Source organism: Paracoccus pantotrophus, assembly GCF_008824185.1.
Classification (GTDB): Bacteria; Pseudomonadota; Alphaproteobacteria; order Rhodobacterales; family Rhodobacteraceae; genus Paracoccus; species Paracoccus pantotrophus.
In genome coordinates this window covers 344,249-368,029 of the sequence record NZ_CP044426.1, presented here as the reverse complement: position 1 = coordinate 368,029, position 23,781 = coordinate 344,249, and the positions used below count along the sequence as shown (strand labels likewise).

Genomic DNA, 23,781 nt, shown 5'->3' with positions numbered 1-23,781 from the left:
TTCGGGGCCGCTTTCGCAGTCAGGGGCGCCATGTCCGGCCTGAAGCATCATCCCGTCACCATCATCGGCGCAGGCGTGGCCGGCCTGACTGCCGCCTGCGCCTTGGCGCAGCGCGGCGCAGAGGTCACGGTGCTGGAACGCGCGGGGGCGTTGCGCGAGGTCGGCGCAGGCTTGCAGATTTCGCCAAATGCCATGCGGGTCTTGGCGGCGCTGGGGCTCGAATCGCGGTTCCGGGCGATCTCGCTGCCCTCCGAGCGGGTCGAGCTGCGCGATTCGACCGGCCGCATGGTGGCGCGGCTGGACCTGGCGCGGCATCGCCCCGGCGATCCGTTCCGCCTGGTGCATCGCGCCCGGCTGGTCGCCCTGCTGGAACAGGCCGCGCGCGAAGCCGGCGCCCGCATCAAGCTGGGCCATGACGTGACCGAACTGCCCGACGTGCCGCTGCTGATCGGCGCGGATGGGGTGAAAAGCCGCCTGCGCCCGACGCTGAACGGCCCCGAGACCCCCTTCTTCACCGGCCAGACCGCATGGCGCGCGCTGATCCCGGCCGAGCCCGATGCCGCGCCGGTGGCACAGGTCTTCATGGGACCGGGCCGGCACCTGGTCAGCTATCCGCTGGGCCAGGGCCAGCGCAATCTCGTCGCCGTGGTCGAGCGGCCGGACTGGCAGGAGGAAGGCTGGTCCACCCCCGGCGAGCCCTCCGAGCTGCGCGCCGCCTTCGCCCGCTTCGGCGGCCCGGTGCCGGAATGGCTGGAGCAGGTTCAGGATGTCGGCATCTGGGGCCTGTTCCGTCATCCGGTCGCCGCACATTGGCAGGACGGCCGGCGGGCGCTGATCGGCGACGCCGCCCATCCCACCCTGCCCTTCATGGCGCAAGGCGCGGTCATGGCGATCGAGGATGCCTGGGTGCTGGCCGCCTGCCTCGATGCCGGCCCGGACCAGGAAGCCGCGCTGGCGCGGTTCCAGGCCCTGCGCCAGCCGCGCTGCCGGCGCATCGTCGAGGCGGCCAATGCCAATGCCCGCAACTACCACCTGCGCGGCCCGACCCGCGCGGTCGCCCATGCCGGGCTGCGCGCCGTCTCGCGCCTCGCCCCCGCCCGGCTGATCGAGCGTTTCGCCTGGCTCTACGACCACGACCCGACCACCCCCTAGCCGGGCGTCCGAACTTCTCTGTTCCCCAAATACCCATGCGACCACGCCAGCGTCGCCGCCGCATGAGTATTTGTAAAACGGTGAAAACGCCGGGCCAAGCCCGCATGGCACGCCCGCACCCGTTTCACCGTTTCTTAAATACTCCTGCCAAGCCCGCCACCGGCGCCGCGCCCAGGGCGGTCAAGCCGCCTTCTCCACCGCCGCGACGATGTTCTCGACCACCTCGCGCAGCACGGTCTCGTCCTCGGCTTCGGCCATGACGCGGATCAGGGGCTCGGTGCCGGACTTGCGGATCAGCACCCGGCCACAGCCGTTCAGCCGCGCCTCGGCCCGCGCAATCTCGGCCTGGACCGCATCGACCGACAGCGGATCGGCACCGGCAGCATAGCGCACGTTCTTCAGCAATTGCGGTACCGGCTCGAACTGCGCCACCAGTTCCGAGGCCGGCCTGCCGCCATCCGCCAGCGCCGCCAGGAATTGCAGGCTGGCAATGAGCCCGTCGCCGGTGGTGGCGTAATCGGTCATCACGATATGGCCCGACTGCTCGCCGCCCAGGTTGAAGCCGGCGCCGCGCATCCGCTCGACCACGTAGCGGTCGCCGACGGCGGTGCGCTCCAGCCGCAGCCCGCGGCCCTGCAGGAACCGCTCCAGCCCCAGATTCGACATCACCGTCGCCACCAGCGCCCCGCCCCGCAGCCGGCCCTGCGCCGCCCAGCGGTCGGCCAGCAGCGCCATGATCTGGTCGCCATCCGCCACCTGGCCCTTTTCATCGACGATCATCACCCGGTCGGCATCGCCGTCCAGGCTGATGCCCATGTCAGCGCCATGTTCCAGCACCGCCTGGGCGCAGGCCTCGGGATGGGTCGAGCCCAGCCCGTCATTGATGTTGTGGCCGTTCGGGGAAACCCCCAGCGGGATCACCTCGGCCCCCAGTTCCCACAGCACGTCCGGCGCGGCGCGATAGGCGGCGCCGTTGGCGCAATCCACCACCACCTTCAGCCCCTCCAGCCGCTGCCCGGCCGGGAAGGTGGTCTTGGCATATTCGACATAGCGCCCGCGCCCGTCGTCGATGCGCTTGGCGCGGCCGATATTCTGCGGCCGGGCCGGAACGATCTCGCCCGCCACGATGGATTCGATCTCGGCCTCGGCCTCGTCCGAAAGCTTGAAGCCGTCGGGACCAAAGAACTTGATGCCGTTGTCCGCGGCCGGGTTATGGCTGGCCGAGATCATGATGCCCACATCGGCCCGCATCGAGCGGGTCAGGTAGCCCACCGCCGGCGTCGGCACCGGGCCCAGCAGCAGCACGTTCATGCCGGTGCTGGTCAGCCCCGCCGTCAGCGCGTTTTCCAGCATATAGCCCGACAGGCGCGTGTCCTTGCCGATCACGACGCGATGGTGGTCCTCGCCGTTGCGGCGGAAATAGCGGCCGGCGGCGGCGCCCAGGCGCAGCGCCATCTCGGCCGTCATCGGGTGGGTATTGGCACGGCCCCTGACGCCGTCGGTGCCGAAAAGTTTCCTGCTCATCTTGCCCCGCTCAATTCGTTTCTGTGGTCACGGCCCGCCAGAGGGCGAGGCCCTGCCGTGTTTCCGCCACGTCATGGACGCGGTGGATCTGTATGCCCTGCGCGACCCCGGAAAGCGTCACCGCCAGCGTGCCCGCCGCCCGGTCCGCCGGCCGTTCGGCCCCGCCGATGCTGCCGATGAACCGCTTGCGCGACACCCCCAGCAGCACGGCACAGCCCAGCCCGTGATAGACCGAGATCCGCCGCAGAATGGCCAGATTATGCGCCTGCGTCTTGCCGAAACCAATGCCCGGATCGATCACGATCCTGTCGCGGGCGATGCCCGCCGCCTCGGCACGCGCAATGCGCTCGGCCAGCGCGTCATAGACATCCAGCAGCACGTCGCCATAGGTCGGGTTGTCCTGCATGGTCTCGGGGATGCCCTGGGCGTGCATCAGGCAGACCGGCACGCCCGCCGCGGCCACCGTCCCGGCCATGGCCGGGTCGAAGTCGAAGCCCGAGACATCGTTGACCAGCCCCGCCCCCGCCGCGACGGCGGCCCGCGCCACCTCGGCCTTGCGGGTATCGACCGAGACCGCCGCCAGCCCGCGGCCCGCGGCGATGGCGGAGGTCACGCGGGCGATTTCCTCGGCCGCGGGCACCTCGCGCGCGCCGGGCCGGGTCGATTCGCCGCCGATGTCCAGGATCTCGGCCCCCTGTGCGGCCAACAGCCGCGCCTGCTCGGCCCCGTCATAGGCGCCGCCGTCCGAAAAGCTGTCGGGCGTGGTATTGACGATGCCCATGATGCGCGGCCTGTCCAGTGACAGGCCCAGCAGCGGCGCGCGGGGCGCGGTCAGCGCCGCCAGCACCGCATCGGGGGCGCCGTCCACCACGCGCGGCGCCTCGCCGCGGCGCAAAAGCTCGCATTGCGAAAAGCGCACCCAGCCGCCGGCAAGCTGCCAGCGGCCCGTCTCACAGGGAATCGGGCGATAGTAATCGGTCATGCTTCGCGTCTCTACGCCGGTGCGCGGCCGATTCAAGCACGAAGATCAAAGCCGTGCGGTCGGAATGCAGAAACCCGTCGGTACAGCCGGCTCGGGCGCACCCTCGGGCAGCGCCCAGTCGAGCCGGCTCGCCCCCAGCCGCTCGGCCAGCCACAGCGCCAGCGCCTGCGGCTCGGCCGCCAGCCCGGCCACGTCGCGCACCATGCGCGCGGGCGCCCAGACCACGGCGCGGCCCTCGGTCGCGGCCCAGTCCAGCTCGGTGCGGCTGTCGGCCACGGTCAGCCCCAGATGGCCGGCCAGCGCCCAGGCGGCCTGGTCCAGCGCCAGCAGCTCGACCTCGCGCAGGTTGCCGCCCTGCGGCAGCGGCAGCCCCGGCGCGTCCGGGACCAGCGCCACCGCGCCGTCGGGCAGCGCCAGGTCGCGGCCGTGAAAGATCACCCGGATCGGCGCCCGGACCGGGTCGGCCTCGACCCGCGCCTGGCGGCGCACCAGCGTCACCCCCAGCGCCCCGGGGATGCGGTCCAGCTTCTCGACCGTGACCGAGACCTGCGCGGCGCGCGGATGCGCCAGGATCTGCGCGGCGATCTTTTCGGCCAGCGTCTCGAGCAGGTCATAGCGGCGATCCGCCAGCCCCGCCGCAACCGCGCCGGTCAGGATGTCATAGGACAGGATCCTGTCCACCTCGTCATTCACGCCGACGACATGGCTCGCCAGTTCCACGTCGATGTTGAAGCGCAGCCGCTGCGGCTGGCCGCGTTCGGTCTGGAACGCGCCGATCTCGGCCGAAAGGATGTAGTCGCGCAGGTGGATACGGTCAGGCTGGTCCATGCCACCCGTGTTTTCAGGAAAACGGCCCCGCCGCAAGGGACAGGGCCGCGCATCGGGCAGCAGATTTGCGACGCCGCCTCGGGGCGCCGCCTCAGTTCGAGGCCAGCCGGCGGTCCGAACGGTAGAAGGTATGGCTGCCGATTCGGATCGTGCGCTCAAACCGCTTGGACCAGGAGGGGTTCACGCCGCGGGCGTGGAAATAGGTCGCGCCGTTGGTCAGGGTGCGCGGCGCGCCGGCCAGGGCCGCCATGGCCACCTTTTGCACCCTGGCATAGGTGCCTTTTTCGCGGATGCGGGCGTTCTTGTTATAGGTGAACTGGCCGCGCTGGTTCACCACGCCGCAGACGGTCTGGGGAAAACGCGGGTGATCGACGCGGTTCAGGATCACCTCGGCCACGGCCTGCTGGCCCTGCACGCCTTCGCCGCGGGCCTCGAAATATAGCGCCTCGGACAGGCATTGCAGATCGGCGGGATCGATCTTCACGGTCGCCTGGCGCGCGCGGCCGGCCTTGGTTTCATAGGCGACCTGATGCTTGCCATCGGCCATGGCCGGAGTGGTTGCGACAGGGGAAAGGGCGACAGCCACACACACGGAAACGCGCGCCAGCCATGACTTGCTAATCGACATGTTGGTCCTGTTTTCGGTCCGGGCCCGGCCCGGTCTGGTTCGTCGGAAGGTCCGCCCCGAGGTCGCCCCGGAGGCGGCGGTCTGGCGTTAAAGGCCCGAAACAGGGCGGACCGATCCAGCCCACATGCACGTGAGTGACGCGATTCGATTGAAATCAAACGATTTTGGCGGAAACCCGCCGACGGAAAATCGGCGGACGGGCAGATTCCGGCCAAAACCGGCTGGTCCTAGGACTCGGCCCCGGCCGTCGATTCCGCCGCTTCCCGGCCCATGAGAATCGATTCCTGCGCCGCGGCGAGCCGCGCCACCGGCACCCGGAAGGGCGAGCAGGAGACATAGTTCACCCCCGCCCGCAGGCAGAAGGCGATGGATTCCGGGTTGCCGCCATGTTCGCCGCAGACCGAAATGGTGATGTCGGGCTTGTGGCTGCGGGCGCGCTCGGTGCCGATGGCAACAAGCTCGCCCACGCCGTCGCGGTCGAGGATGTGGAACGGATCCTCGGAATAGACGCCCTGGTTGACATAGGTGCCCATGAAGCGGCCGGCATCGTCGCGCGACAGCCCATAGGTCATCTGCGTCAAGTCGTTGGTGCCAAAGGACAAGAAGGAGGAATGCTCGGCGATGTCGCCGGCGCGCAGCGCGGCGCGCGGCGTCTCGACCATGACGCCCAGCCGATAGGTGAAATCCTTGCGCGTCTCGTTGCGGACGGCGGCGGCGACCGCGTCGATGCGGGTCTTGACCAGTTCGACCTCGCGCCGGGCGGAAACCAGCGGGATCATGATCTCGGGCACCACCGGGTCGCCGTTATGGCTGGCCTCGATGGTGGCCTCGAAGATGGCGCGGGCCTGCATGTCATAGATCTCGGGCACGGTGATGCCCAGCCGGACGCCGCGCATGCCCAGCATCGGGTTGAACTCGGACAGCGCCTCGACCCGGCGGGTCACGTCCGACAAGGGCAGGTCCAGCGATTCGGCCAGTTCCCGCATCCCCTCGCGGTCATGTGGCAAAAATTCGTGCAGCGGCGGGTCGAACAGGCGGATGGTGACCGGCAGCCCGGCCATGATCTCGAACAGCGCCGCGAAATCGCTGCGCTGCATGGGCAGGAGCCGCTCCAGCGACAGGCGGCGGTCCTCGGGCTTGCCGGCGAAGATCATCTCGCGCATGGCCGGCAGGCGCTCGTCGTCGAAGAACATGTGCTCGGTGCGGCACAGCCCGATGCCCTGGGCGTTGAACCTGCGGGCGGTGCGGGCGTCCTCGGGCGTGTCGGCATTGGCGCGGATCCTGATGCGGCAATGCGCATCGGCCCATTCGAGCAGCTGGGTGAAGCTGTCGTCCAACGCCGGCTCCAGCATCTCGGCGGCGCCGGCCAGCACCTCGCCCGAGGTGCCGTCGATGGTGATCTCCTCGCCCTCGTGGAACAATCGGCCGCCGACCAGCATGGTGCGGGCGCGCGTGTCGATGGCGATGCCGCTGGCACCGACGATGCAGGGCAGGCCGATGCCGCGGGCGATCACCGCCGCGTGGCTGGTCATGCCGCCGCGCTCGGTCAAGACGGCGACGGCAGCATGCATGCCGCGGATGTCCTCGGGCACGGTTTCGCGGCGCACCAGCACGCAGCGCTCGCCCCGCGCCTCGGCGGCCTGGGCGGCGGCGGCGGTAAAGACGATGCGGCCGGTGGCGGCGCCGGGGCTGGCATTGATGCCGCGGGCGATCACGTCGCGGGGCGCGCGCGGGTCGACCTGGTGGTGCAAGAGGTCCGACAGCGCCCGCGGCTCGACCCGCATCACCGCCTCCTCGGCCGGGATGATGCCGTCGCGGGCCAGCGACACGGCGATGCGCACGCTGGCCCGCGAACTGCGGCTGACCCGCACCGCGTCGATGATCGCCAGCCGGCTGTCCGAGACGACGAATTCGATCTGCATCTCCTCGCGCAGGCGTTCGCGGGCGGCGACGCCAAAGCGGACCAGGTCGGCAAAGACCTCGGGCGCGGCTTCCTCGAGCGAGGGGCCGCGCGGGTCGCGGGTCAGGTAGAGCGTCTCGGCCCCCTTGCCCTTGGAGCGGCCCTGGGTCTGGCCGCGGAACCGGCCGGTGATGCGCGGCGTGCCGGTCACGCTGTCGACGAACTGGATGGTGCCCGAACCGGTGACGCCCGGCCCGATGGCCAGCGCCATGTCCTGCACCACCAGCCCCAGCGGCGCGAGGGCCGGCGCCCCCTTGGCTTGGCGCAGGAGCCGCGCGGTCGGCCCGTCCCAGGCCCGCGCCATGCTACGCAGCACCTCGGCCAGCTGGCGCGTCGGATCCTGGGGAAATTCCTCGTCCGTCTCGTCCTCATAGGCGCGCAGGGCGGCGGCAAGCCCGCCCTCGCTGTCCGAGAACATGTCGGGGTCGAGCCGCGCGACATGGATGGCATAGGATTGCACGAAGCCCAGGTAGATCGCATCCGCCGCCGCCTTGCCGCGGCTTTTCACCAGCCGGGCGTGGCATTCGTGGTTGATGCCCACGTTCAGCACCGTGCCCGGCCCGCCCCAGGCCGGGTTCATCGCCGAGGGCCGCACGCTGACCAGCCCGTCGGCGCGTTCCATGATGGCGGCCAGGCGCGCGCGGTCTGGCATCTGGCCGGCGGCGATGGCGCGCACCGCCTCGGCCGACAGCGCGAAGCTGGTCGGCACCGGCAGTTCCATGCGGATCAGGCGTTGCAGGCATTTCGCGCGCCAGCCATGGCGCGCGGTCTGGATCCCCGCCGAGGGGGTGATTTCGACGATGGCACCTGGATCTGTCAGCGCGGTCATGATGCCGTCACATTAGGCATGGCCGGCGCATTGCTGCAAGTGCGAAGAACAGCGCAAGCTGCGGGGGTGGCGGGGGCTTTGCCCCCAAGCGCCTGCCGCCCCCGGACGGGGCCGCAGGCGCTTTCCCCCAGGATATTTGGACAAGAAAGAAGCGGCGCTCAGCCCTCGATGCGGCCGAAATCGGCGATCAGCCGGCCGGCCTCGCGGATGCGCGACAAGAGGTTCAGCCGGTTGCGGCGGGTGATCTGGTTGTCGGTATTAATCTGCACCGCCTCGAAGAAGGCGTCGATGGGCGCGCGCAGGCTGGCGATGCCCTGGGTCGCGGCCTGGAAATCCTCGAGCCGGACGGCCTCGCGGATCGCCGGCTCGGCCTGGTCGAGGGCGGCGAACAGGCTGCGTTCCTCGTCGGTCTCGGCGAATTTCGGATCGGCGCCGAAGCTGTATTCGACGCCGTCCTTCTCTTCGGCCTGGGCGAGGATGTTGCCGGCGCGTTTCAAGCCCTGAAGCAGGTTGGCGCCGTCCTCGGTCTTCAGCACGTCGTTCAGCGCCGTGGCGCGGTTGACCAGAAGCACCAGGTCGTCGCTGCCGGGCATGTTCAGCACCGCGTCGATGATGTCGTGGCGGATGCCCTGGTCGCGCAGGTGGACCTTCAGGCGGTCGTGGAAGAAGTCTCGAAGCGTCCGGGCAACGGCTGCCGCCACCGAGACGGAAGAGACGATTTCCGTCATTGCCTGTTCGTCCGAAAGCCCGCCGGGGAACTGCTCTCTCTTACTATATTCGAATGTGGGCTGGATGGAGGCAGCCATCTCCGCAATGTCATCGAGATGAATTCGCAGATTATTGGTTGTGATTAGCCGGATCACCCCCAGCGCAGCGCGGCGCAGCGCGAAGGGATCTTTCGAGCCGGTGGGCTTTTCGTCGATGGCCCAGAAGCCGGTCAGCGTGTCGAGCTTGTCGGCCAGCGCCACCGCCACCGACACCGGCGCCGAGGGCACCGCGTCCGAGGGCCCCAAAGGCGAGTAATGGTCGCGGGCGGCGTCGGCCACCGGCTCGGGCAGGCCGGCCGCCAGCGCGTAGTAGCGGCCCATGATGCCTTGCAGTTCCGGGAACTCGCCGACCATCGCGGAACGCAGGTCGAGTTTCGCCACCCTGGCCGCCTGTTCCGCCTGATCCGGGTCGGCGCCGACCAGCGGCGCGATCTTGCGCGCCAGGGCGGCGATGCGGGCGATACGGTCGGCTTGCGAACCCAGCTTGCTCTGGAAGGTGACGTGCTTCAGCCCCTCGGCCCAGTCACCCATCCCGGCCTTGGCCTCGCGCAGGTCGTTGTCCCAGAAGAAGGCCGCATCGGACAGGCGCGCCGCCAGCACGCGCTGGTTGCCTTTCAGGATCGTCTCGCCATGGTCCGCGGTCTCGATATTCGCCACGGTGACAAAGCCCTCGATGCGGCCACTCTTGGGATTGCGGGCCGAGAAGAACTTCTGGTGCTCCTTCATCGAGGTTTGCAGCACCTCGGGCGGCAGCGCCAGGAAACGGTCCTCGATGGCGCCCATCAGGGCCACCGGCCATTCGACCAGGCCCGCGACCTCGGTCAGCAGGCCCTCGTCCGGCACGATCTCCCAGCCGCGGGCAAAGGCGAGGTTCGCCGCCTCCTGCCGGATCGCGGCCTCGCGTTCGGCGGGGTCCAGCATGACGCGGGCGCGGCGAAGTTTCGCGGCGTAATCCTCGAAGCCCGAAACGGCAATCTCCTCCGGCGCCATGAAGCGGTGGCCGCGGGTGGTGCTGCCGGCACGGATGCCCTCGATCTCCAGCGGCACCACGCTGGCGCCGGCTTCGTCCGAGAGCAGGCAGATGATGGAATGCAGCGGCCGCACCCAGCGCAGGCTGCCCGCGCCCCAGCGCATCGACTTGGGCCAGGGGAAGTCGCGGATCGTGCGTTCCAGCACCTCGGCCACGATCTCGGCGGCGGGGCGGCCGGGCTTCGTGACCACCGCGAACCAGACCTGGCCCTTCTTGTCGTCGCGCGCCTCCAGCTGCTCGCGGGTCAGCCCGGTCGAGCGCAGGAAGCCCTCCAGCGCCGCCTCGGGGGCGTCGGTGCGGGGGCCCTTGCGCTCCTCGCGCGTGGTCGGGCTTTGCGCGCTCAGCCCCTCGACGGCGAGCGCCAGCCGGCGCGGGGTCGAGAAGGCGCCGGCCGAGCGATAGGTCAGGCCTGCGTCGACCAGCCCGTCGGTGACGCGTTTCTTCAGATCCTCGCGGGCGCGGGCCTGCATCCGCGCCGGGATCTCCTCCGAGAAAAGCTCGATCAGAAGGTCGGGCATCAGTCCATCACTCCGCGTTCGGGGGTCTTGTCGTTGAATTGGTGCCAGGCAAAGGCGCGGCCGTCGGGATAGACCACGATCACCCGGTCCACGTCGGGGCGGATCTCGGCCTGGCCCAGCACGGCGCGCGCCGCGCCCGATTCCAGGTCGGCGGTCAGCGCCCGGGCGGAATAGCACTTGAACCAGCCCGGCCCGTTCAACGGCGTCGCGCCGTCATAGGGCGCGGCATCGGCCAGTTCGGCCGGATCCAGCGTGAAGCAGGCGCGATAGCGGATGGGCGAGCTTGCCGCGTCGATGGCCTTGAAATCCGCGACCGCGACCGGATGGGTGGCGCCCTGCGCGTCGGTGACGACGATGTCCTGCGCGCCGCTGATCTCGTCCACCGGGTCGTAGAAGCCATAGACCTGCAGATACCAGACGGCGAGGCCGGCCATGACGGCCACCAGCACCAGCATCGAGGCGACGATCTTGCCCGAACTCATGCCGCCGCCTCCGCTTGCAGGACCGCGGCCTCGGTGGTCACGAACAGGTCGGCGCAGCGTTTCGCCAGCGCGCGGACGCGGCCGATATAGGCCTGGCGTTCCGTGACCGAGATCACGCCGCGCGCGTCGAGCAGGTTGAACAGGTGGCTGGCCTTGATCGCCTGGTCATAGGCGGGATGCGCCATCGGGATGCGCCGCCCGGCGCCGTCCGTCTCGGCCGCGGCCAGGATGCGGTCGCATTCCGCCTCGGCATCCTTGAAATGCTGTAGCAGCATCTCCGTATCGGCCTGTTCGAAGTTCCAGCGGGAATATTCGCGCTCGGCCTGGCGGAAGACGTCGCCATAGCTCAGCGGGATCGGGCTGCCGGGCGGGTTGAAGGGCATGTCCATCACATGCTCGACCCCCAGCACATACATCGCCAGCCGCTCAAGCCCATAGGTCAGCTCGCCCGAAACCGGGCGGCAGTCATGCCCGCCGACCTGCTGGAAATAGGTGAACTGGCTGACTTCCATGCCGTCGCACCAGACCTCCCAGCCCAGCCCCCAGGCGCCCAGCGTCGGGCTTTCCCAGTCGTCCTCGACAAAGCGCACGTCGTGGATCATCGGGTCGAGGCCGATGGCCGCAAGGCTGCCCAGGTAAAGCTCTTGCAGGTTCGGCGGCGAGGGTTTGATGATGACCTGATACTGGTAGTAATGCTGTAGCCGGTTCGGGTTCTCGCCATAGCGCCCATCGGTCGGTCGGCGCGAGGGCTGGACATAGGCCGCGGCCCAGGGACGCGCGCCCAGGCTGCGCAGCGTCGTGGCCGGGTGGAAGGTGCCGGCGCCGACCTCCATGTCATAGGGTTGCAGCACCGCGCAGCCCTGTGCGGCCCAATAGGATTGCAGGCGCAGGATCACGTCCTGAAAGCAGACGGGTTTCGCCGTCTGATGGTCCTTTGGGCTGGTCATCGGGGCTTCCTTCGGCATAACTGGCAGGAAATGTCTGCCGCCTTCTAGGCAGAGGGCGGCGCAGGGTCAATGAGAGGGACATGCCCATGCGGCGCTTTGCATTCGTCATCGGTGCGGCTCTGCCGCTGTCTCTGGGCTTTGCCGCGCAGGCCGAGGATGTGCTGATCCGCATCGAGGCCAAGCGCGGCGCGCAGGCCGCGGCCGACACCGCCCGCAACTGGGGGGCGCAGTTTCCCGATGTCGTGACCTTCCCGCTGGCCGACGGCTGGGTCGGGATCGCGCTTGGCCCGATGCCGCGCGCAGAGGCGGCGGCGCGGCTGGAACAGCTGAAGCAGCAGCGCAAGGTGCCGGGCGACAGCTTCCTGGCCGCCGCCGAGGGACGCGAACTGACCCGGATCGGCGACGCGGCCGCCGAACCCGACGCCGATCCCCAGGCGGCGGCATCCGCCGGCAATGCCTCGACCTTCCCCCAGGCCCAGCCCGCGGCCACAGAGGACGAGCCCCTCCCCGGCGACCTGGCCGGCGCGGATGCGGCCCCGACCACCGATGCCGGCACCGCGGCTGAGCCCGCGCCCGAGCAGTTCTTCCTGCGCCTCGAATCCACCACCGACCGCGCGCGGGCCGAGGAATTGCTGGCGAAATGGCGCGAGACCCTGCCCGAGGCCGGGCTGTGGACCCTGCCGAACGGCCGGCTGGCCATCGGCTTCGGGCCGATGGATCGGGCGACCGGCACCGCCTGGCTCCAGGCGTTCCGGGATGCGGGCGCCGTGCCCAGGGACGCCTTCCTCGCGCCGGGCGAGGAGATGGGCGAGATCGCGATCATCGGCAAGGTGCCGGATCTGGGCGCCCCCCCTGCCCCGGATGCGGCGCCGGTGCCCATGCCGCCGCTCGAACAGATCCAGCGCGCCCTGCGTTGGGCCGGCCATTACGACGGCGCCATCGACGGCAAGGACGGCCCCAAGACTCGCGCCGCCATGGCCGAGGAAATCCTGCGCCTGCGCACCTCGCCCGATACCGCGACCGCCATGACCGAACTGATCCGCCGCCGCGAGGCCTGGCGGGCCGAGATGGGCCTGGCCGAGCTGCGCGACGCCCATACCGGCCTGATGCTGCCCGCGCCGATGGAAAAGCTGCAATTCGACCGCGCCGAGCGCGCGCTGTCGATCTATGGGCCCAAGGACGGCTCGGGCGCGGCGCTGATCCTGTTCAGCCAGCCCGGCGGCCAGCAGGAGATGCTGGACCTGACCGGCCTCGTCACCGCGCTCGGCTGGGTGCCGGCACCCGGGCGCAAGGTGGAACGCGGCAGCGTCGTGCTGGACGGCCGAAACCAGACCCATATCGGCCATGCCGAGGGCCGGGTGGTCGATGGCCGCGTGCAGGGCTTCGTGCTGATCTGGCCGGTCTCGGACCCCGAGAACCAGCACCGGCTGGCGGCCGAGATCTCGGACAGTCTGGCCCGCTTCGCCCCCGGCGCGGCCGAGGCCCAGCCCGAAGCCCCGGCCATCGCCCCGGCCGCAGCGCAGGACTAGGCGGCTCTAGGCCCGCCAGAACCGCGGCAAAAACAGCACCAGCACCGAGATCAGCTCCAGCCGGCCCAGATACATCCCCCAGATCATCAGCCATTTCGATGCGGTGGGAAAATCCGTCACCGCCCCCTCGGGCGTCAGTTCCGGCCCCCAGACCACGCCGACATTGGCGATGGCGGTCCAGGCCGCGGTCAGCGCCGTGCGCGGATGCAGCCCGGTCAGCGCCAGCCCGACGATCAGCAGACCGAAGGACAGGATGAACAGGGTAAAGAAGGCCATGACCGAATCGACCACGTCCTCCTCCAGCGGGCGGCCACCGTAAAGCAGCGGGAACACCCGGTGCGGCGATTGCATGCGCTTGAGCTGCGCCTTGACCGCCTGGAACAGCACCAGATAGCGGAACACCTTGACCGAGCACGAGGTCGAGCCGGTGCAGCCACCGATCAGCCCGACCACGATCAGGATGACAAAGGGGAAATGCCCCCATTGCGTCACGTCGGCCGAGGCAAAGCCCGTGCCGGAAAAGGTCGAGACGACGTTGAACGTGGTCTCGCGGATCACGTCGAACGGATTCTTCGCCTTGAGCCAGAGCAGGCGGTAAAGCACCACCAGCGCGATGGCATAGAAGGTCCAGCGCAGATAGGCCCGGACCTGGATGTCGCGCCAGATCGGCTCGGCCGAGCCGCGGATCAGCTGCACCATGCGGATGAAGGGGATCGAGGCCAGGATCATGAAGAAGGCGGCGGCATATTCCGCCGGCCCGATGAAGGGCGCGAAACTGGCGTCGTAATGGGAAAACCCGCCGGTCGAGCAGGTGGACAGCGCCAGCACCAGCGCATCGAAGCCCTTCATGCCCAGCAGGATATAGACCACCATGCAACTGGCGGTCATGGCGATATAGACCCCGGTCATCTCGCGCGCGATGTCGAAGGCGCGGGGCAGGATCTTGCCCAGCGTGTCGAAACCCTCGGAGCGAAAGAACTGCATGCCGCCGACCTTCATCACCGGCAGGAAGATCATGGCGACCACGATGATCCCCAGCCCCCCCGCCCAGTTCAGGAAGGCCCGCCACAGGTTCGTGCCCTTGGGCAGGTTGTCGAGATCGGGGAACGCGGTGGTGCCGGTGGTGGTGACGCCCGACATGGCCTCGAAATAGGCATCGGTGAAGCCGGCCTGAGGCGCGCCCAGCATGAAGGGCAGCGCGCCGGCCACCGGCACCACCAGCCACAGCATCGCGGTCAGCAGGAAGACCTGCTGGATGGTCAGCGACTTGTCCTTTTGCCGCGTGGACAGCGCCACCAGCCCGCCGGCCAGCATGGTCAGGATGCCGCATTCCAGGAAGATCAGCCAATGCGGGTCGCCATGCCACCAATCGACCAGCATGGGCAGCCCCATCGCCGCCCCCAGCGTGACGACGACCTTGCCGACGATATTGGCCACGGGACGGATATCGATCATGCCGCCTGCTTGCCCCGCCGGCATGCGACCGTCAAGCGCGCGACGCTTGCACGAGCCCGCGCCAGCCCCTATAGAAAGGCGCAACGCGGGTGTAGCTCAATGGTAGAGCAGCAGCCTTCCAAGCTGAATACGTGGGTTCGATTCCCATCACCCGCTCCAATTTGCCCCGCATGCCGCAACCAGCCGCCCCAGGCCGGCTTTCTCCGTTTTGCAAATACTCCGGGGGGAGCGCCTCATGCGCCCCGTCGAGGGGCGCTTGAGGCGCGGGGGGCAGAGCCCCCGGCCGCCGCGCCCTTCCGTTCCGGCACCCAAGGCCCTATATCCTGCGGGCAAGATTGCCCGACCAACCGACCGACGCGCCGAAAGGAAGCCCATGTCCCGCAAAGCCATGCAGCGCCTGTCCTTCTTTCTGCTGATGGGCCTGACGCTCTATGCCGCCTTCTTGGGCGCGGGCTGAGGGGCGGCGATGGCAAGGCGTTTCGGCGGCCGCTTCTCGCCGCAGCCCCGGCCGGACGGAACCGGCCCGCGCATACCCGCCCGCCCCGCGCCGGGCGAGATCCGGCATCCGCTGGAATCGCGCACCCGCTGGGTCACGATCATGGCGACCCCTTTCCTCATCAGCGCCTTCTGGCAGGATCCGGCCGGGCTCGCCCTGCATCTCGTCGCCTTCGGCAGCCTCGCCTGGGGCATGTGGATGACGCGCCAGGGCTTGCAGGCCGAGGCTGCCTATGACGCCCGCCGCGTCGCCCGCCGCCCAGCGATCCCGCGCAAGCTCTTCGGCGGCATCCTGACCGGGCTCGGCCTTGCCATCGGCGCCTGGGTGCCGGGCGCCGATGCCGGCGCCGGGGTGATCGGCGTCGCCGGCGCCATGCTGCACTGGCTCGCCTTCGGCAGCGACCCGATGCGCGACAAGGGCATGGAAGGCGTCGACGGCGTCCGACAGGACCGCGCCCAACGCATCCTGGCCGAGGGCGAGGCGCATCTGAAGGCCATGCAGGATGCCATCCTGCGCACCGGCGACCGCCGGCTCGAGGCCCGCGTCGCCATGTTCGCCGCCGCCGCGCGCGCGCTTTTCGCCCATGTCGAGGACAATCCCGAAACCATCGCCGCGCTGCGCCGCTATCTCAGCGTCTACCTGCAGGGCGCGCGCGACGCGACGGTCAAGTTCGCCGATCTCTACGCCCAGACCCGCGACCCGCGTACGCGCCAGGATTACGAGACGCTGCTGGACGACCTGGAAACCGAATTCGCCGCCCGCAGCGCCCGGCTGCTGGAAGGCGGCCGCACCGACCTGGACATCGAGATCAGTGTGCTGCGCGACCGGCTGGCACGCGAAGGCGTAAGGCCCCGGCCCGCGCCCGCAGAACCCGCCGAATTGCAGCGCCCGATGACGCTTGATGACCTGCTGATCCCGCACGAATCGGAAAAGCCGCGCCGCTAGCCATGCCCCGCTTCGCCCTGTTGATCGAATATGACGGCGGCCCCTTCGCCGGCTGGCAGGCCCAGGCCGACCGGCCCAGCGTGCAGGGCGCCGTCGAGGCGGCGCTCGGCCGGCTCGACCCCGGCTTCGCGGCCGGGGCGCGGATCGCGGCGGCCGGGCGCACCGATGCCGGGGTCCATGCCACCGGCCAGGTCGCCCATGCCGACCTGCAGCGCGACTGGGATCCGTTCCGGCTGTCCGAGGCGCTGAACTGGCACCTGAAACCCGCCCCCGTCGCCATCCTGGCCGCAGCGCGGGTGGCGGACGACTTCCACGCCCGATTCTCGGCGCATGAGCGGCGCTACCTGTTCCGGCTGGTCTCGCGCCGCGCACCGCTGACGCATGACCGCGGCCGCGCCTGGCAGGTGGCGCATCCGCTGGACCTGGCGGCCATGCGCGCCGGCGCGGCGCATCTGCTGGGCCGGCACGATTTCACCACCTTCCGCTCGACCATGTGCCAGGCGAAAAGCCCGGTGAAGACGCTGGACCAACTGACCATCGAGGAAGCCCGGATCCCGCAGGGCCGCGAATACCGCTTTACCCTGCGGGCGCGGTCATTCCTGCACAACCAGGTGCGCTCGATCGTCGGCACGCTGGAGCGGGTCGGCGCCGGCGCCTGGCCGCCCGGCCGCGTGGCCGAGGCGCTGGCCGCATGCGACCGCGCCGCCTGCGGACCGGTCTGCCCGTCGCAGGGGCTTTACCTGACCGGGGTGGGCTATGAGCCCCCGCCCTTTCCCGAGGGCCCGCTGAACTAGCCGGCCGCGACCAGCGCGTCCCAGAGCCTGTCCAGCCCGGATCGCATATCCGTGGCGGCGGCGAAGCCCAGCCGGTCGCGCGCGGCCTGCGGACAGCCGCAAGAGGCACGGATGTCTCCGGAACGCGCCGGCGCGTGTTCGATGGCGCTGGCCCCCCGCCCGGCAATGGCGTCGATCTGGCGCACCAGCTCCAGCAGCGTTGTCTCGGTCCCGGTGCAAAGGTTGAAGACCTGGGCGCCCGGCGCCTGGCCGGCCAGGTCGCGAGCACGCAACAGACCCTCGACCACGTCGGCGACACAGATGAAATCCCGGCTCTGCTGCCCATCGCCAAAGATCACCTGCGGCCGGTCCGCCAGCCGGTTGGCGCAGAATTTCGAGATCACCCCGGCATAGGGCGAGGCCGCATCCTGGCGCGGGCCATAGACATTGAAGAAGCGCAGCCCGACCGAGGGCAGGCCATGCACCTCGGCCATGGCGGCGGCCTGATGCTCGGCGGCCAGCTTGTCGGCGGCATAGGGCGAGATCGGCAGGGGCAGGTCGGTTTCGCGGCATGTCGCGCCCGCGCGGTTGCCGTAGATCGCCGCCGAGGAGGCATGGACGACCGGGATATTGCCGGCCCGATGCGCCGCATGCAGCACGGCGATGGTGCCGCCCAGGTTGACGCGATGCGCCCCCATCCAGTCCGAGATGCAAAGCTGCACCGAAACCCGCGCGGCAAGGTGAAAGATGCAATCCACCCCGGCCAGCAGCCTGCCGAGCAGATCGGCGTCACAGACATCGCCCCGGACCAGCCGCACCTGCGGGGGCAGGTTGTCCGCCCTGCCGCTGGACAGGTCATCGAGGACGACGACCTCCTCTCCGGCGGCGAGCAACCGGTCGACGAGGTGGCTGCCGATGAACCCTGCCCCTCCGGTAACGAGCGCCTTACGCTGCAAGCCTTTCCCTTTCCGTTTCCGCGCCGGTCGCGTCAGGATCCTGTGGGTCTACGACGGATATGCCGCCATAACGCCCGGCGGGGGCGGGGGATCCGCGAAGATCGGAAAAATCGCCGCGGACCTTACTTGCGGCCGCGGCGCCGGGGCCGCTCGTCCTTGTAAAGCACGATCAGCACGGTGCGCCAGATGATCCACAGATCCAGCGCCAGCGTCCGGTTCCTCTGGTAGATCAGGTCGATCTTGAGCTTGGTGGGCAGGCAGCGCCGGGCATAGGCGGCCTCGGTCGCCTCGGCGCTCTTGCAGCGGCGCAGGATGCGGTCCTCGTGGCGGTGGTAGATCAGCGTCGCCAGGCCGGTGACGCCGGGGCGGCTTTTCAGCACCTGGCCATAGACCGCGGGATAGCGTTCGACATATTCGCGGATGGTCGGGCGCGGCCCGACGAAGCTCATGTCGCCCTTGAGGATGTTGAACAGCTGCGGCAATTCGTCGATGCGGGTGCGGCGCATGAAATGGCCCAGCGGCGTGATGCGCCAAGCCTTGTGCGCGCCGGTCACGCCGAAATCGCCCTCTTGCCGCAACATGGTGCGGAACTTGAGATGGGTGAAGGTCCGCCCCGGCGCCGCCATCCGCGGCGCCGCGTAAAAGATCGGCCGTCCCTGCACGACCAGCAGGATCAGGGCAAAGGCCGCCATGACGATGGACAGCGGCACCAGGGCCAGCAGCGCCAGGGTGATGTCGAATACCCGTTTCGACAGGGGCATGGTGGTCATGGCGGGGGGATGCACATGGTCCTTGAACCACGACATCTCGTCTTGGGCCACTGTGGCGAGCCGCGCAATGTCGGCTTTTTCCCAGTCCTGGTGAATCGTCACAATTCTGTCCCGCATTTGGCTTGTGGCTACCATCCTCCCCCTACCATAGCACTCGTTAATTTTGAATGAGCGCAAGGGATAAACTGCGCCGCACTTGCGCAAACCCCAGCTTTCGGCCAGTCTTTGCTCATTCTGGGGCAACCGGGGCGGATTCATGCGGAAATTTCTGGTGGTTCTGGACGATTCCCGCGAATGCCTGAACGCCATCCGCTATGCCGCCCTGCGCGCGGCCAAGACCGGCGGCGGGGTGCAGGTACTCGCGGTCATTCCGACCACGGCCATCCAGCACGGCATGGGCGTCGCCGACGTGATGCGCGCCGAAGCCTATGAGCGGATCGAGGCACATTACGAGGTCTTTGCCAAATGGATGCGCGACCGTCCCGGCATCGAGCCGGAACTGGTGGTGCGCGAGGGCGAGCCGGGCGCCGAGCTTCTGGCCCAGATCCACGACGATCCCGAGATCGGCGTGGTGGTGCTGGCCGCCTCGACCGAAAGCGCGGGGCCGGGACCGCTGGTCACCCGGCTGACGCGCGAGGTGGCAAACCTGCCCTGCCCCGTCACCATCGTGCCCGGCGACATCTCGCGCGAACGGCTGGAGCAGATCACCTGACGAACCGCCCGCTGCGGCGGATGGTCGCTGCGCCTGGCCGACGCCTGGTCCCGGCACCGTTGCCGCGCCGGCGCGGCCGGAATGACCCCCGGCACCGTGCAGATCGCGTCCCTGCCGCGCTGGCGGGCAGCCCTTTCGGCCATGCCCATGGCGATTTCTGCACATGCTGTTTCTTCGCGTGCTCAAGGCCGCCCGCCCGCCGTGCGGCCCTCCGACTTGACTTGTCCGCCCTTCGATCCCCATATCCGCCACAAAGGAGCCCGCGCCATGTTCATCCAGACCGAAACCACCCCGAACCCCGCGACGCTGAAGTTCCTGCCGGGCGAAACCGTCCTGGGCAGCGGCACCGCCGATTTTCCCGCAGCCGAGGCCGCCGCGACCAGCCCGCTGGCGCGCCGCATCTTTGCCGTGCCAGGCGTGACCGGGGTTTTCCTCGGCTCGGATTTCGTGACCGTGACCAAGGCCGAGGACGCGGTCTGGGACCATCTGAAGCCCTCGGTCCTGGGCGCGATCATGGAGCATTACCAGTCCGGCGCCCCAGCCATCGAGGGCGCGACCGCCAGCGCCCATAACGACCAGGACGGCCCCGACGCAGAAATCGTCAACCAGATCAAGGAACTGCTGGATACGCGCGTGCGCCCGGCCGTGGCGCAGGACGGCGGCGACATCACCTTCCACGGCTTCGACCGCGGCGTGGTCTATCTGCACATGCAGGGCGCCTGCGCCGGCTGCCCCTCGTCCACGCTGACGCTGAAGATGGGCATCGAGAACCTGCTTCGCCACTACATCCCCGAAGTGACCGAGGTGCGGCCCGTTGGCTGAGGCGCTTTCGCTGGGCTTCGACACATCGGCCGCGCATTGCGCGGCCGCTTTGCTGCAAGGCGACCGCCTGCTGGTCCAGCGCCAGGAAGACATGGCCCGCGGCCAGGCCGAGCGGCTGTTTCCGCTGCTGGAAGAGCTGCTGGTCGAGGCGGACCTGGGCTGGCGCGACCTGTCCGTCATCGGCTGCGGCATCGGGCCGGGCAATTTCACCGGCATCCGCATCTCGGTCGCGGCGGCGCGGGGGCTGGCGCTGTCGCTGGGCATCCCCGCCATCGGCGTCAGCGCGACCGAGGCCGCCGCACATGGCCTGCCCCGCCCCTGCCGCGTCGCGCTGCCCGCGCGTGCGGGCGAGGTGATCTGGCAGGATTTCGGCACCGGGCAGGCCACCCGGCCGCAACAGGCCCCCGCGCATGATTTGCCGCCCGGCCCCGCACCCCTGCCCGCGGTGATGCCGCTGGCCGAGGCCATCGCCCGCATCGCCGCCGCCCGCCGCGACCAGCCGGACCTGCCGCGCCCGGCGCCGATCTATCTGCGCCCGGCCGATGCCGCGCCGGCGCGCGACCGCGGCCCGCTGATCCTGTCATGACGCCCGACGACCTGGCGGCGTTGCACGGCCGCTGCTTTGCCGCGCATCCGCGGCCCTGGACGGCGGCCGAGTTCCAGGCGTTGCTGGCCGGCCCGCCGAATTTCCTGCTGACCCGGCCGCAAGCCTTCCTGCTGGGCCGCGCCATCGCGGACGAGGCCGAGCTGCTGACGCTGGCCGTCGCGCCCGAGGCGCGGCGGCAGGGGCTGGCCTCGGCGCTGCTGGCCGAATTCGCCGCCACGTCACGGGCGCACGGCGCGCGCGAGGCCTTCCTGGAGGTCGCGGCGGACAATGCGGCCGCCATGGCGCTTTATGCCGGCGCGGGCTGGGAAACCCTTGGAAAGCGGCGGAATTACTACGCGCCCGGCCTGGATGCGGTGCTGATGCGGCGCACCCTCTGACCCAAGACAAGATTGTTGACGGATTCCGGCCCATGCGCCCTAATCCGAACATCCTGGGCCGACTCGCCCGCAAACCGTCTTGAGGTCCGACATGTCCCTGATGAAATCCCTGCTCGCCGGCGCCTGCCTGACCCTGCTGCCCGTCGCAGCCCTGGCCGATCCGGCGCTGATCTTCGATCTGGGCGGCAAGTTCGACAAATCCTTCAACGAGGCCGCCTATAACGGCGCCGAACGCTGGAAGGCCGAGACCGGGGGCACCTACAAGGAACTGGAGATGCAATCCGAGGCGCAGCGCGAACAGGCCCTGCGCCGGCTGGCACAATCGGGCGCCAATCCCATCGTGATGACCGGCTTTGCCTTTGGCGAGGTGCTGGCCAAGATCGCGCCGGATTATCCCGACACGAAATTCGTCATCATCGACATGGTGGTCGAGCAGCCCAACGTGCAATCCGTGGTCTTTACCGAGGAGCAGGGCTCGTACCTGGCCGGCGTCGCCGCGGCGCTGGCGTCGAAATCGGGCACGGTGGGCTTCATCGGCGGCATGGACATCCCGCTGATCCACAAATTCGAATGCGGCTATGCCCAGGGCTTCAAGGCCACCCGGCCGGACGGCAAGCTGATCATCAACTATACCGGCACCACCCCCGCCGCCTGGAACGACCCGGTGAAGGGGGGCGAGCTGCTCAAGGCGCAGGTCTCGCAGGGGGCGGACGTGGTCTATGCCGCGGCGGGCGGAACCGGCATCGGCGTCTTGCAGGCGGCGGCGGATGCTGGCGTGCTGTCGATCGGCGTGGACAGCAACCAGAACCACCTGCATCCGGGCCAGGTGCTGACCTCGATGGTCAAGGGCGTGGATGTTTCCGTCTACGAGGCCTTCAAGGCCGGGACCGAGGTCGAGCCGGGCGTCCGGGTCATGGACCTGGCTTCGGGCGGGGTGTCGCTGGCCATGGACGACAACAACAAGCCGCTGATCTCGGACGAGATCGCCACCGCCGTCGACGCCGCCGCCCAGGCCATCGAATCGGGCGGGATCAAGGTGCATGACTACATGACCGACAATACCTGCCCGGTGCAGTAGATGACGGCCGCGCCCGCCCCGGCGATCGAATTGCGCGGGATTTCCAAGGCTTTCGGGCCGGTGCAGGCCAACAAGGACATCGACCTGGTCGTGCGGCGCGGCACGATCCACGGCATCATCGGCGAAAACGGCGCCGGGAAATCGACGCTGATGTCGATCCTTTACGGTTTCTACCGCCCCGATACCGGAGAGATCCAGATCGGCGGCCAGCCCGTCGCCATCGCCGACAGCCAGGCCGCGATCCGCGCCGGCATCGGCATGGTGTTCCAGCATTTCAAGCTGGTGCAGAACTTCACCGTTCTGGAAAACGTGATCCTGGGCGCCGAGGACGGCGGGCTCCTGCATCCCTCGCTGGCCCGCGCGCGCGGCACGTTGAAGCGGCTGGCCGCCGAATACGGCTTGCAGGTCGATCCCGATGCGCTGGTCGAGGAACTGTCGGTCGGCCACCAGCAGCGGGTCGAGATCCTGAAGGCGCTGTATCGCCAGGCCGACATCCTGATCCTGGACGAGCCAACCGGCGTGCTGACCCCCGCCGAGGCCGACCACCTGTTCCGCATCCTGCGCGGGCTCAAGGACGAGGGCAAGACCATCATCCTGATCACCCACAAGCTGCGCGAGATCATGGAGATCACCGACAATGTCTCGGTCATGCGGCGCGGCGAGATGGTGGCCTCGGTCAAGACCGCCGAGACCAGCCCGACCGAGCTGGCCAAGCTGATGGTGGGCCGCAAGGTGCTGTTGCGGGTGGAAAAGCCACCCGCCCGGCCGGGCGCGCCGGTGCTGGAAGTGCGGGGGTTGCGCATGGTCGATGCCGAGGGCGTCGAGCGGCTGCGCGGCATCGACCTGGAGATCCGGGCAGGCGAGATCCTGGGCATCGCCGGCGTGGCTGGCAACGGCCAGACGCAACTGCTGGAGATCCTGGGCGGCTTTCCCGAGGCGGGGGCAAAGCTTCAGGGCGAGATCCGGCTCAATGGCCGGCCCTTGCCGCTGCATGGTCCGGAGGCCGACGGCCGCGCGCGGCGCCGCGCCGGCATCGGCCATGTTCCCGAGGACCGGCAGGCCGAAGGGCTGATCATGGATTTCACCGCCTGGGAGAACACGGCCTTCGGCTATCACCACGCGCCCGAGTTCCAGCGCGGCCCGTTGATGGACAATGCCGCCATCCGCGCCGATGCCATGGCCAAGATCGAGCGTTTCGACATCCGCCCGCCGGACCCGGACCTTACGGCCCGGAATTTCTCGGGCGGCAACCAGCAGAAGATCGTGGTCGCGCGCGAGGTCGAGCGCAACCCGGACTTGCTGCTGATCGGCCAGCCGACGCGCGGGGTTGATATCGGCGCCATCGAGTTCATCCACAAGCGCATCCTGGCGCTGCGCGATGCCGGCAAGGCGGTGTTGCTGGTCTCGGTCGAGCTCGACGAGATCATGGCGCTGTCGGATCGCATCGCGGTGATGTTCGACGGTCGCGTCATGGGCGAGCGCCCGGCCGAAGGGGCGACGACCGGAGATCTGGGCTGCCTGATGGCCGGGGTCGATCCCGCCCTGACGCCGCCCGAGGCGGCGATCCCGCCGGCGGCCGCGCCGGCGACGGATGCCGGCGGCGGTGCGGGATGA

General features: G+C 69.4%; 21 protein-coding genes and 1 tRNA gene. 11 read left to right on the top strand and 11 right to left on the bottom strand.

Going from position 1 to position 23,781, the window contains the following annotated elements; all coding sequences use genetic code 11:
- Window positions 1–30 precede the first annotated feature (30 nt).
- Complete coding sequence (locus ESD82_RS12230) at window positions 31–1,152, top strand: FAD-dependent oxidoreductase (RefSeq protein ID WP_024842930.1); 1,122 nt, start codon at window positions 31–33, stop codon at window positions 1,150–1,152.
- 180 nt (window positions 1,153–1,332) lie between these two features.
- Here ESD82_RS12230 and glmM read toward each other — a convergent pair whose 3' ends face one another.
- From glmM to ESD82_RS12190, 8 genes are all read right to left on the bottom strand, one after another.
- Window positions 1,333–2,676 (bottom strand): phosphoglucosamine mutase, encoded by a 1,344-nt coding sequence (gene glmM / locus ESD82_RS12225; protein WP_147428218.1) that lies wholly within the window; start codon window positions 2,674–2,676, stop codon window positions 1,333–1,335.
- A 10-nt stretch (window positions 2,677–2,686) separates the two neighbouring features.
- Entirely contained in the window at window positions 2,687–3,658 is a 972-nt protein-coding gene (folP, locus tag ESD82_RS12220) for a dihydropteroate synthase (protein WP_147428219.1), read from the bottom strand.
- A 45-nt stretch (window positions 3,659–3,703) separates the two neighbouring features.
- Complete coding sequence (locus ESD82_RS12215) at window positions 3,704–4,486, bottom strand: dihydroneopterin aldolase (protein WP_024842933.1); 783 nt, start codon at window positions 4,484–4,486, stop codon at window positions 3,704–3,706.
- 91 nt (window positions 4,487–4,577) lie between these two features.
- On the bottom strand, window positions 4,578–5,033 hold the full coding sequence (locus ESD82_RS12210; RefSeq protein ID WP_231486597.1) for a cell wall hydrolase: 456 nt from the start codon (window positions 5,031–5,033) through the stop codon (window positions 4,578–4,580).
- Between the two features lie 308 nt (window positions 5,034–5,341).
- Window positions 5,342–7,903, bottom strand: coding sequence for a putative PEP-binding protein (locus tag ESD82_RS12205; protein WP_024842935.1), 2,562 nt, complete (start codon window positions 7,901–7,903; stop codon window positions 5,342–5,344).
- A 158-nt stretch (window positions 7,904–8,061) separates the two neighbouring features.
- The gene (glyS, locus tag ESD82_RS12200; protein ID WP_024842936.1) at window positions 8,062–10,218 is read right to left on the bottom strand and encodes a glycine--tRNA ligase subunit beta; all 2,157 of its coding nucleotides are present in this window, start codon (window positions 10,216–10,218) and stop codon (window positions 8,062–8,064) included.
- Window positions 10,218–10,700, bottom strand: a complete 483-nt coding sequence (locus tag ESD82_RS12195) for a DUF6446 family protein (protein WP_024842937.1) — start codon at window positions 10,698–10,700, stop codon at window positions 10,218–10,220. The genes glyS and ESD82_RS12195 overlap by 1 nt, the downstream gene beginning before the upstream one ends.
- The gene (locus ESD82_RS12190; protein ID WP_024842938.1) at window positions 10,697–11,647 is read right to left on the bottom strand and encodes a glycine--tRNA ligase subunit alpha; all 951 of its coding nucleotides are present in this window, start codon (window positions 11,645–11,647) and stop codon (window positions 10,697–10,699) included. The genes ESD82_RS12195 and ESD82_RS12190 overlap by 4 nt, the downstream gene beginning before the upstream one ends.
- An 86-nt stretch (window positions 11,648–11,733) precedes the next feature.
- Between ESD82_RS12190 and ESD82_RS12185 the strand changes: the two genes are divergently transcribed.
- Window positions 11,734–13,176: a peptidoglycan-binding domain-containing protein gene (locus ESD82_RS12185; RefSeq protein ID WP_244314571.1), complete on the top strand. Its 1,443-nt coding sequence runs from the start codon at window positions 11,734–11,736 to the stop codon at window positions 13,174–13,176.
- A gap of 6 nt (window positions 13,177–13,182) precedes the next feature.
- On the opposite strand, the gene ESD82_RS12180 is transcribed toward ESD82_RS12185, so the two are convergent.
- Window positions 13,183–14,631: a TrkH family potassium uptake protein gene (locus tag ESD82_RS12180; RefSeq protein WP_024842940.1), complete on the bottom strand. Its 1,449-nt coding sequence runs from the start codon at window positions 14,629–14,631 to the stop codon at window positions 13,183–13,185.
- 85 nt (window positions 14,632–14,716) lie between these two features.
- Between ESD82_RS12180 and ESD82_RS12175 the strand changes: the two genes are divergently transcribed.
- The 3 genes from ESD82_RS12175 (at window position 14,717) to truA (ending at window position 16,866) form a co-directional block, all read left to right on the top strand.
- A tRNA-Gly gene (locus tag ESD82_RS12175) sits at window positions 14,717–14,790 on the top strand.
- A gap of 307 nt (window positions 14,791–15,097) precedes the next feature.
- Window positions 15,098–16,072, top strand: coding sequence for a 5-bromo-4-chloroindolyl phosphate hydrolysis family protein (locus tag ESD82_RS12170; protein ID WP_024842941.1), 975 nt, complete (start codon window positions 15,098–15,100; stop codon window positions 16,070–16,072).
- A gap of 2 nt (window positions 16,073–16,074) precedes the next feature.
- Complete coding sequence (gene truA, locus ESD82_RS12165) at window positions 16,075–16,866, top strand: tRNA pseudouridine(38-40) synthase TruA (RefSeq protein ID WP_024842942.1); 792 nt, start codon at window positions 16,075–16,077, stop codon at window positions 16,864–16,866.
- Here truA and ESD82_RS12160 read toward each other — a convergent pair.
- Window positions 16,863–17,801, bottom strand: coding sequence for an NAD-dependent epimerase/dehydratase family protein (locus ESD82_RS12160; protein WP_024842943.1), 939 nt, complete (start codon window positions 17,799–17,801; stop codon window positions 16,863–16,865). The genes truA and ESD82_RS12160 overlap by 4 nt on opposite strands.
- Before the next feature lie 122 nt (window positions 17,802–17,923).
- A complete protein-coding gene (locus ESD82_RS12155) occupies window positions 17,924–18,688 on the bottom strand; it encodes a sugar transferase (protein ID WP_407672825.1) in 765 nt (254 codons plus the stop codon).
- Between the two features lie 139 nt (window positions 18,689–18,827).
- On the opposite strand from ESD82_RS12155, the gene ESD82_RS12150 reads away from it, so the two are divergent.
- The 6 genes from ESD82_RS12150 to ESD82_RS12125 all read left to right on the top strand — a co-directional run bounded on the left by ESD82_RS12150 (window position 18,828) and on the right by ESD82_RS12125 (window position 23,781).
- Complete coding sequence (locus ESD82_RS12150) at window positions 18,828–19,283, top strand: universal stress protein (protein WP_024842945.1); 456 nt, start codon at window positions 18,828–18,830, stop codon at window positions 19,281–19,283.
- A 267-nt stretch (window positions 19,284–19,550) separates the two neighbouring features.
- A complete protein-coding gene (locus ESD82_RS12145; protein WP_024842946.1) occupies window positions 19,551–20,105 on the top strand; it encodes a NifU family protein in 555 nt (184 codons plus the stop codon).
- On the top strand, window positions 20,098–20,691 hold the full coding sequence (gene tsaB / locus ESD82_RS12140; RefSeq protein WP_024842947.1) for a tRNA (adenosine(37)-N6)-threonylcarbamoyltransferase complex dimerization subunit type 1 TsaB: 594 nt from the start codon (window positions 20,098–20,100) through the stop codon (window positions 20,689–20,691). The genes ESD82_RS12145 and tsaB overlap by 8 nt, the downstream gene beginning before the upstream one ends.
- Entirely contained in the window at window positions 20,688–21,089 is a 402-nt protein-coding gene (locus ESD82_RS12135; protein WP_024842948.1) for a GNAT family N-acetyltransferase, read from the top strand. The genes tsaB and ESD82_RS12135 overlap by 4 nt, the downstream gene beginning before the upstream one ends.
- A 91-nt stretch (window positions 21,090–21,180) precedes the next feature.
- Window positions 21,181–22,167: a BMP family lipoprotein gene (locus tag ESD82_RS12130; protein WP_024842949.1), complete on the top strand. Its 987-nt coding sequence runs from the start codon at window positions 21,181–21,183 to the stop codon at window positions 22,165–22,167.
- The gene (locus tag ESD82_RS12125) at window positions 22,168–23,781 is read left to right on the top strand and encodes an ABC transporter ATP-binding protein (protein WP_147428220.1); all 1,614 of its coding nucleotides are present in this window, start codon (window positions 22,168–22,170) and stop codon (window positions 23,779–23,781) included. It begins immediately after the preceding gene.

Bases quoted from the DNA above. Each gene is read 5' to 3' on its own strand.
- ESD82_RS12185 (WP_244314571.1), top strand. From the start codon at position 11,734: ATGCGGCGCTTTGCATTCGTCATCGGTGCGGCTCTGCCGCTGTCTCTG.
- ESD82_RS12155 (WP_407672825.1), bottom strand. From the start codon at position 18,688: ATGCGGGACAGAATTGTGACGATTCACCAGGACTGGGAAAAAGCCGAC.
- ESD82_RS12150 (WP_024842945.1), top strand. From the start codon at position 18,828: ATGCGGAAATTTCTGGTGGTTCTGGACGATTCCCGCGAATGCCTGAAC.
- ESD82_RS12125 (WP_147428220.1), top strand. From the start codon at position 22,168: ATGACGGCCGCGCCCGCCCCGGCGATCGAATTGCGCGGGATTTCCAAG.
- ESD82_RS12145 (WP_024842946.1), top strand. From the start codon at position 19,551: ATGTTCATCCAGACCGAAACCACCCCGAACCCCGCGACGCTGAAGTTC.
- ESD82_RS12195 (WP_024842937.1), bottom strand. From the start codon at position 10,700: ATGAGTTCGGGCAAGATCGTCGCCTCGATGCTGGTGCTGGTGGCCGTC.
- ESD82_RS12180 (WP_024842940.1), bottom strand. From the start codon at position 14,631: ATGATCGATATCCGTCCCGTGGCCAATATCGTCGGCAAGGTCGTCGTC.
- ESD82_RS12230 (WP_024842930.1), top strand. From the start codon at position 31: ATGTCCGGCCTGAAGCATCATCCCGTCACCATCATCGGCGCAGGCGTG.
- ESD82_RS12130 (WP_024842949.1), top strand. From the start codon at position 21,181: ATGTCCCTGATGAAATCCCTGCTCGCCGGCGCCTGCCTGACCCTGCTG.
- ESD82_RS12205 (WP_024842935.1), bottom strand. From the start codon at position 7,903: ATGACCGCGCTGACAGATCCAGGTGCCATCGTCGAAATCACCCCCTCG.
- glyS (WP_024842936.1), bottom strand. From the start codon at position 10,218: ATGCCCGACCTTCTGATCGAGCTTTTCTCGGAGGAGATCCCGGCGCGG.
- ESD82_RS12170 (WP_024842941.1), top strand. From the start codon at position 15,098: ATGGCAAGGCGTTTCGGCGGCCGCTTCTCGCCGCAGCCCCGGCCGGAC.
- ESD82_RS12190 (WP_024842938.1), bottom strand. From the start codon at position 11,647: ATGACCAGCCCAAAGGACCATCAGACGGCGAAACCCGTCTGCTTTCAG.
- ESD82_RS12215 (WP_024842933.1), bottom strand. From the start codon at position 4,486: ATGGACCAGCCTGACCGTATCCACCTGCGCGACTACATCCTTTCGGCC.
- ESD82_RS12135 (WP_024842948.1), top strand. From the start codon at position 20,688: ATGACGCCCGACGACCTGGCGGCGTTGCACGGCCGCTGCTTTGCCGCG.
- ESD82_RS12210 (WP_231486597.1), bottom strand. From the start codon at position 5,033: ATGGCCGATGGCAAGCATCAGGTCGCCTATGAAACCAAGGCCGGCCGC.
- glmM (WP_147428218.1), bottom strand. From the start codon at position 2,676: ATGAGCAGGAAACTTTTCGGCACCGACGGCGTCAGGGGCCGTGCCAAT.
- folP (WP_147428219.1), bottom strand. From the start codon at position 3,658: ATGACCGATTACTATCGCCCGATTCCCTGTGAGACGGGCCGCTGGCAG.
- truA (WP_024842942.1), top strand. From the start codon at position 16,075: ATGCCCCGCTTCGCCCTGTTGATCGAATATGACGGCGGCCCCTTCGCC.